Here is an 8,229-nt window from a genome sequence, read left to right on the forward strand (position 1 = left end):
CTTAAGCGCTGGTGTTGTTTGGCTTGTATTTTTATCTTTTCTCTATTAAGCGCCGATTGGGCTTTTGCCAAACAGGGAGCTGCCTCTCAATCTTTAAAAAGTAGCACGACCTTTAGTGAATATTTAGCACAAGAAAAAGCACATTTGCGTCTTGCTCTCGATGACAGTAAGCATATAGTGCTGCCAAAAAATGAAAAAGAATATTTGCAGAAAACTGAAGAGATCAATTCCATAGTGAAAATGACTAGGATCAAGATTGACAATCTTGAAGGTTTTCTTGAGCAACAAGATAAAGAACAAAATGCACTTAATCAACGTTTAAAGCAATTACAGCAGTTACCCATTACCAAAGAAGGGATGACCATTGAAGAGCGAGTAGCTAAGGTGCAAGCCTTGCTGGAAGCAAATAAGCAAACAACACAGTTAATCAATGACGATTTGGCGCTTGCAAAAGAATTTCAAACAAGTTTACAGGATGAAATCTGGCAATTACAGTATTGGCATAATCATTTTGTTTTAGAGCAAAAACTAATAGCCATTAAATCCATGAAGGATACATTACATCAGAAATTGAGTACGCTTTATCAAAATAATATTCCTAAACAGCAATTAGCTAAAGCAAGTGTTAAAAAAGTAACTGCGTTGGTTGTCAATGGGGCTGATTATGAAACTCGTACTTTAGTAAACAATCAATATATTGCTACTATTCAATATCATCTAAATGCCTTAAGTGCGCAGAAAATGATTGTAAAAGCAGATTTAATTTATCTTAAAAATCCCGATATCAAAAACTTGCAAATGATTACCGAGATCTATCACGATGCGCTAAGTCAATATAATCATATCGAAAAATCGTTACAGCAGATCACTACAGTTTTAAATAATGAGATAAATGCCGCTAGAAATGCAGAGATCAAACGCTCAATCAGCTTTTTACAAAATACCCTAAAGCAACTTATGGCAGAGTGTGCGCTACACAAACAAACGACAATCAAAAATTTAACGAATTATCAGGCACAATTAAAACGTTTAATTTCATCAAGGCAAACACTCGCCGACTACAATATTAGCAGTTGGCCCATTATTGTGAAAAAAATAGCCGCTATTCCTGGTTTATTTTATAAGTACGTAAAAACATTAAGCTTAAAAGTATACGATAGCTATTTATGGCTAAGTCCTGTGGCAACTGCAATGCTCTGGGGTAGTTTTGCCTTGATTGCCGGTTTATTTTTTATGCTGAGCCGCTTTTTAAAAACTTTACGCGGTAATAAAGAGCGTTCGCGACTTACTGGGTATCTTTATGATGGCATATTAGTATTGATACAAAGAAATATTCCTTATCTTTGTGCTACTGCAATGTTGTGGACTTTATTTTATATTACTCATATTGTCTTTGCGAATTATCAACTCGTATTACAGCTTATTGCTGTGTGGTTTACCTTTAGAGTGTCTATTTTAATTGCTCGTCTGGTCTTATTAGAGAGTATTAGTGATTCTTCAGGTAAAGATGTTAAATTATATTATCGTTTAAAGTGGTTGTTGTTATTTGGTGGATGGACCACTTCGTTAATGACCCTTGGTCATTTATTGCCTTTATCATTACTTTTACAAGACATCTTTAACCGTCTTTTCATGTTATTCATGTTAACGGTATCTTTGGTTGCTTGGAAAAGTAGAGATGTCATTCGTTATCTGGTATGGCCTTTACTTAAGAATAAAAAACGCTATATACATAATGCTATTTCTTTATTAATTCTTCTGGTACCAATTACCGTATTTACAACGGCAGTGATTGGCTTGTTAGGTTTTATTAATTTGGCTTGGACTATGAGCCGTTATCAAGCGAATGCCTTAATTGTTTTAGTGGGATATATCTTGGCAAGAGGCTTACTCTTCGATGCCTTGGAATTATTTTCAGAATGGATGATTTCGTCATTACGCAATGGTTGGTTGTGGATAGAGGTATTTTTAAAACCTGCGGATAAAATTGTGCGTATGGTTTTGATCATTGTCAGTAGCTTGATATTGTGTAAATTTTATGGCTGGAACTCTGATTCTTTGGTCATTACTAGTTTGGAAAAATTTGCGCAATACACGATTGTGAATATTCCCGGAATTCATGTTACCGTTGCTAGCACGGTGGCATTTTTAATGTTGTTAGCCATATTTGTATGGGCAGCGAAATGGACGCGGGAATTTTGTTATCGTTGGTTGTTTATTAATACGAAAGATCCTGGTCTACGTAATAGTCTTTCAGTTTTTAGTCAATATACGGTGATTTTGATTGGTGGCGTGGTTACCCTGCATGTATTGGGCTTTGATTTTAGCGGTATGTCTATGATTATTGGTGGCCTTGCAGTAGGTATGGGTTTTGGGTTACGTGATTTTGCCAGTAATATTGTTGGTGGCTTGATGTTATTGATTGAACGGCCTGTGCGAGAGGGTGATTTAGTAACCATTGGTGAGCATGAGGGACAGGTAGCACATATAGGTATTCGCTGCATGCGTGTTTCTTCATGGGATAATATGGAGGTTTTAATTCCTAATGCAGAGACATTTAATAAGCCTTTTACTAACTGGACTCATCAAGATGGAATTGTGCGTAGCGTGATTCCAATTAAGGTTAGTCGTTCTGATGATCCAGTGATTGTTCAGCAATTAATTTTTGATGTATTGGCAACCACTCCAGAAATTGTGGGCGATCCTCCAGCACAAGTATTTTTGAAGAAAATTGATGAAGCTTTGCTTGAGTTTGAGGTCAGGTATTTTGTGGATGTACAAATCCATACGCGCTTTGAAGTGCAGTCTAAGGTTTTATTTGCAATTATGGCTCAATTTAAAGCAGCAAATATTAAGCCACCCATTGAACCAATTTCTATTGAATTAAAGGAAGGGTATGCTGGGCTTACATCCAATAAATCCTCCTCCAAGGAGTGAGGACGAATTACTTGAGCGTTGCTCACGTATTGTGGGTCTTAGTTTTGCACAATTGTGTTTAAGTTTAGGGTTGTTCATTCCAGAAAATCCTGATCAACGTAAGGGTTGGATTGGGCAAGTTATTGAATTCGCTTTGGGTAGTGATGCCAAAAATCTTTCTGTACCTGATTTTCAAGGTTTAGGAGTTGAGCTAAAGACTTTACCTTTAGCCGCGTCTGCTAAACCAACAGAGTCTACGTTTATAACCACTATTCCTTTATTAACTATTCATCAACAAAAATGGAATACCTCGCAATGTTTTGCGAAATTGCGCAGAGTTCTTTGGTTACCTGTTGAAGGTGATACGCGTATCCCGTATTCACAGCGAAGGATAGGGGAGGGATTTTTATGGTCTCCTAATAGAGAGGATGAGGAAATATTAGCTGCAGACTGGAATTATTTAAGCTCGCAGATTAGTTTAGGATGTTTAGAAACCTTGGATGCGACTGCCGGGGAGTATTTACAAGTTCGTCCCAAAGCAGCCAATGGTAAATCTTTATGTTATTGTTTTGATAGCGAAGGGAATAAAGTACGAACGTTGCCACGAGGGTTTTATTTACGCAGTAGTTTTACAGCAAAGATTGTGCAAGAAATGAAGCCTTGGTGATTAGCATGCATCAAGGCTATAATTTTATTAAGACATTTTCGGACGCAAATTAATGATTTCACTCGTCTGGGATACGATGTTATTTACAAAATTTATCGGTATACCTACTTTTTGAGCCATTAACTCTCTAAATCTTTTATCCGTTGTAAAGTACTCTATTGCTTGTAATGATGCTTGAAAAGCACTTAACTCCATCTTTCCTTCTTCAACATCACGTTGCAGTATTTTTAATTGATCTGAGGCTTCTTGTGAAGCTGAAAAGAAAGTATGGTATATTCCTGTGCCAATGTTTCGAGCAGTATGATAAATACTTGTTTGTTTATTTTGGCTATCAGGCCAAGCTTGCATAAAAAGTGGAGTGCATAAAGGAGCAAGTATTCTGATCATTTCCTGAACTTCGGGAAGATTTAATATTTCATTATTATCCCGCCCATCATAATCTGCTTTACCTCCTTTTAAGCACCAATTATAAAGTTGTTGCATCTGTACTAATTGGTTAAAATAATTAGTCATATTAAAATTTTTTAATACAGAACTTAGAATACTCAAGCCTATAGTAAGAGTGGTTATAATTTTGATAAATTCGGGTATTGGCAGAAAATATATTACTATCCGAGCGCCAAGCAATTTAGTAATAACAGAAGTTGGCGTAGTTCCAAATAAAGTAAGGCCAGAGCTAAATCCTTGGAATAAATACATTTGATAAGTAGCAAATTTAAATTCATCAAGGTATTTTTTTAAATCAGCAATCTGCTTTTTATTATGAATACTAAATTTTTTTGCACATAATTCACTTAGTTCTTGCATACGTGATGTTTCAGCATCGTTAACTTGTTTCATCCCATCGGCATTTAATTTGCTCATACGCTCTCCTTAAAACAAAATATTGAAGGTAAATTTGTTTATTATCCTACCTGAAAGTATGGGCATAAAGCTATTGAATTTTAGAGTTATAGCCAACATGTAATGAAAGTGCATTTATCCGAAGAGGTCTATTATGCTTTATTGTAATGAGGCGTGTTTGTGTTAGGCTCTGAAATGCTAGGCAATAGGTTATTTTCTTGCAGAGGCACTCCTTGTGCATGTGCCTCCATATTTGCTAATTGCTCATTAAATCGCTCTAAAAATTTCTTTAGCGGAGGAGGATTAGGGCTCATTAATTGTTCAATGATTGAGCGTAAAAATAAACCGTTTTTATCGGTGAAAACCGGATGATTAAATTTTAAAGCACTCTTCCAAGACAGTTTATCGATTTCTAGTTGCTCTGGTAATTCGCCACAAGCAAGTTCATAAAGAGTTGTTGCCAAGGTTTGGCATTGTAGCAATTCTAAATCAATCTTTTCTTGATAAAAAACGTCTGATTGAAAGTAGGCTTTACTGGTATTGGTACGATTGCTTGCAATAAAAATACTCTCTGATCTTATTAAACCTTTAATGTCGCTTACGCTAATCTGACTATTTTTTAATAAAATATTGCTCGGTTTTAAGTCAGTATACCATATATTAAGATCATTGAGACCAGTCAACATTGTTATCATTTGTTGTGCATAAAGAAAAAGTGCTTTATCAAATTCGTCAGCACTTAAGTTTTTTTGCTCTCTTTGCTCACGTAAGTTTTCAAAATAGGAGTGTAAATTGCCGTCGGTATACAATTCACTATATTCGATGTAGGTGATTTCTTGCCCATCATCATGTACAAATTCTACTAAAAAAGGTTGGGTAATTTGTGGCATTTTTTTACCTAATTTTTCACGAATTTGTCTTGGTGAGACGTCGTTCTCCTCTTCCTTTTTGTTCATTCTGATGAGGCGTACCACAAAAGAGATGGTGTCATTATGTACTTGCACTAGGGGATTATTTCCTGATTTTATTGTTTCCACTTCAAAGCTCGCATCAATTTGATTTAATTTATTTTTTATCAGACTCCTAAAACTCTCTTTGCTATGATATTGCCTATAAATTGTCGACAATTGAGCTTTGCTTGATATGTGGTGAATGTTTTTTCTAACATTGGTATTTTGCAATGTTTCTTCAATTTTCTTTTTGGCTTCTTCTGGTAAATTTTCTGCAAGCCAATACTCTACAGCAGTTGATATTTTTTTTTCTGCAGCTAATTTTTTTAGGTAATCAAGTAGCTTATCCATATAATTTAATGCTTCTTGCGATTTTGCTTTATGATAAAGATTTATTTTTTCAATGTAGTAATTTATTTTTTGTATTTGATGACGGGAATTACTAAATAATTTTCCATGTTCTTTGATTGGTTTTAACATTACGTTTTCTCGTATTAAATAATTCCATTATGTTATAAATATAATCTATAAGTTTAATTTTTCAAACAAAAGGAATTTATTTATTCGATAGAGATGTAAACATAGGATTGATTAAACTGAATACACTGTGAGGTAGTGATTAAATATCAAGGAATTGGTGTATCACGTAACTTTATCATTCAAGTAAAAATATTTATCAAGTTGATCTTGTGTCAATGTTTCAATCCAGCTTGATAAATATTAGTGGTCTTAGTACTTCTGCAGGCAACTACTGGAGTTCTACCGAAGACTTGTTCGCTCCTCAGTTCCAATATCTTCCAATTAAAGGTTACGCTGATAACTGGGAACAAGATTTTCATTGATGAGCATGTCGATTTCTTTCATCAGTGCTTCATGCGATTCACTCTGTGCTGCAGCCCACGAAAGAAATTTAGGATAACCTTTATTATGTCTATATTTTGTTTTACATACTTCAATAGTATCATGTACTTTTTTCAAATCCTTGGTTTGGTGAATATCTGCGCCATTTTCCAGCAGAATTTTTAGTAGTTTCATCGAAAATCTGGTACCTACTGCAAGATCAATCAAAGTTTCGCCTTTTTTATTTTTAGCATTAATATTTTCAATGTTTCGCTTGAGTAATTCAGGAACGATTTTCATTAACGCATTCTCATCATAAGCCCAACCACCACCTAAACCGCTGTCAGAAATGAGGGTATTATGTACAAAAGAGTTTTCCTTATTGTCAATATAGGAAAAATCGATTTCATTTTCATTTTTATAAATATAATCCAGTATCATGTCTGGAGAGTTTACTGATCCAATCATAACATTTAGGTAATCGGATTTATTTTTCATAATAAGTTCCTTATTAATTGCTATTAATTTTATTAAACCTGTTTGATTTATTTCTGGTAAGTCAATCGGTCAATCTGTAAATTGTTGCTTTATGCATATTAAATGTTCTAGCTATTTCACTGACAGATTTGTTTTCTCCCATTAATCTTTTGGCGAACAGTTTTTGTTCTTCATTCATTTTTTCAGGGCGTCCAAATCGAATTCCGCGTTGTTTAGCCGCCACACGTCCAGCAGAAGTTCGCTCGCGAATCAAGTCACGTTCAAATTCAGCAATACCGGCAAATACGGTCATAATTATTTTGCCTGCATGAGAAGTTGTATCTGCCCATGGTTCAGAAATGGATAAAAATGAGGATTCAGCTATTCTTATTCGCTCTACAAATTCCAGTAAGTGATGGGGGAGCGGGCTAGTCGGTCCAGTTTCCACACTACATCATCAGGGCGAAGTTGTTTGATCTACAGTTGAAACTCTGGCGTATCCAATTTTCAAATCATATCGCAAAACAATAGACTTTTGCATCTGATTTTTGCAACAAATTTAAACCAGACAGAGTAAGGCTTGTTAAAAGTTGCAAATCGTTCAAGTTTTGCAACAGCTTTTATAATCTGATAAGCAGCTATTTTCTAAGGAAATGATTGTTCATCTATAAAAAAGTTCTTGCAATAATTATTAAGTTTTTCAATTGGCCATATTGAATTAAATTTACTAGAATTTAACACTGTAGTTCGACAATATGGGCGTAATGATGCAATAAACTTGACAATATGGACGTTGATTACTAATCTTGAGTTGTGCGATGCACCATAAGGAGATAGAATGAAAAACATTAACTTTGATCATAAAGTGTTTAGTGGTATGGAAATCCCATTGCAAAAATTGATGGAATTAAATATAAAAACAATTCAAGGCATGTCTTATTTTAAGACAAGCGAGTTATTGAATTTGAAAAAACCAGAAGATATTTTTGTACGCAATATGAATGTACTCATTCAAAATAGCCAAATGGCTCTGAACTACATGAAAGATACATTTACTATTTTAGAAAACCACTGGTTACATGTTTCAAAACAAACTGAAGAAAGCGCAAAAAAAGTAATGCATCATACTTCTTCAGCTGCTAAAAAAACATTAAAAACAGGTGCGTCAACTGCTAAAGTTGCGGCTAAAAAAATTGCAAGTACTGCAAAAAAAACTTCTTCAAGTGTGAAAGCTAAACCAAAAAAAGCGAGTAAAGTAGCTTCTAAACCTGCGGCTAAATTAGTTTCCAAATCTACCACAGCTAAAAAAGCTGCTACAAAATCAATTGCTAAACCAGCTTTGAAAACAGCAGCAAAAAAAGCAGTAACTAAACCCGCTGTTAAGAAAGTTGTTAAAGCAGCTGCAAAAACCAAAGCGAGTGTGAAAAAGGTTGCCAAAGCAGCAAAACCGGCTACTAAAGTGAGTAAACCAGTTGTTGGTCATCACATGCCCGCACACCCTGTAAAACACGATGTGCGTATATTAGCAGATAAACA

Annotated in this window: 7 protein-coding genes; 3 read left to right on the plus strand and 4 right to left on the minus strand. The window is 34.8% G+C overall.

From position 1 onward, the window contains the following. The first annotated feature begins 27 nt into the window (after positions 1-27). On the plus strand, positions 28-2,937 hold the full coding sequence (locus QM652_RS06380; RefSeq protein ID WP_415073988.1) for a mechanosensitive ion channel domain-containing protein: 2,910 nt from the start codon (positions 28-30) through the stop codon (positions 2,935-2,937). Then, positions 2,897-3,583 (plus strand): DNA mismatch repair endonuclease MutH, encoded by a 687-nt coding sequence (gene mutH, locus QM652_RS06385; protein WP_415073970.1) that lies wholly within the window; start codon positions 2,897-2,899, stop codon positions 3,581-3,583. Before QM652_RS06380 ends, mutH begins: the two co-directional genes overlap by 41 nt. Positions 3,584-3,610: 27 nt before the next feature. On the opposite strand, the gene QM652_RS06390 is transcribed toward mutH, so the two are convergent. The 4 genes from QM652_RS06390 to QM652_RS06405 form a co-directional block, all read right to left on the minus strand. Continuing rightward, complete coding sequence (locus QM652_RS06390) at positions 3,611-4,447, minus strand: hypothetical protein (protein WP_415073972.1); 837 nt, start codon at positions 4,445-4,447, stop codon at positions 3,611-3,613. A 131-nt stretch (positions 4,448-4,578) separates the two neighbouring features. Further along, positions 4,579-5,856, minus strand: a complete 1,278-nt coding sequence (locus tag QM652_RS06395; RefSeq protein WP_415073974.1) for a hypothetical protein — start codon at positions 5,854-5,856, stop codon at positions 4,579-4,581. A gap of 321 nt (positions 5,857-6,177) precedes the next feature. Then, complete coding sequence (locus tag QM652_RS06400; RefSeq protein WP_415073976.1) at positions 6,178-6,714, minus strand: hypothetical protein; 537 nt, start codon at positions 6,712-6,714, stop codon at positions 6,178-6,180. 61 nt (positions 6,715-6,775) lie between these two features. Continuing rightward, positions 6,776-7,141, minus strand: a complete 366-nt coding sequence (locus QM652_RS06405; RefSeq protein WP_415073978.1) for a recombinase family protein — start codon at positions 7,139-7,141, stop codon at positions 6,776-6,778. Positions 7,142-7,531: 390 nt separating this feature from the next. Between QM652_RS06405 and QM652_RS06410 the strand changes: the two genes are divergently transcribed. Further along, the coding region (locus tag QM652_RS06410; RefSeq protein WP_415073980.1) for a hypothetical protein at positions 7,532-8,229 on the plus strand (698 nt) is incomplete at its 3' end.

It is taken from the genome of Legionella sp., from assembly GCF_047605385.1.
GTDB lineage: Bacteria > Pseudomonadota > Gammaproteobacteria > Legionellales > Legionellaceae > Legionella.

Bases quoted from the DNA above. Each gene is read 5' to 3' on its own strand.
- mutH (WP_415073970.1), top strand. From the start codon at position 2,897: ATGCTGGGCTTACATCCAATAAATCCTCCTCCAAGGAGTGAGGACGAA.
- QM652_RS06390 (WP_415073972.1), bottom strand. From the start codon at position 4,447: ATGAGCAAATTAAATGCCGATGGGATGAAACAAGTTAACGATGCTGAA.
- QM652_RS06395 (WP_415073974.1), bottom strand. From the start codon at position 5,856: ATGTTAAAACCAATCAAAGAACATGGAAAATTATTTAGTAATTCCCGT.
- QM652_RS06400 (WP_415073976.1), bottom strand. From the start codon at position 6,714: ATGAAAAATAAATCCGATTACCTAAATGTTATGATTGGATCAGTAAAC.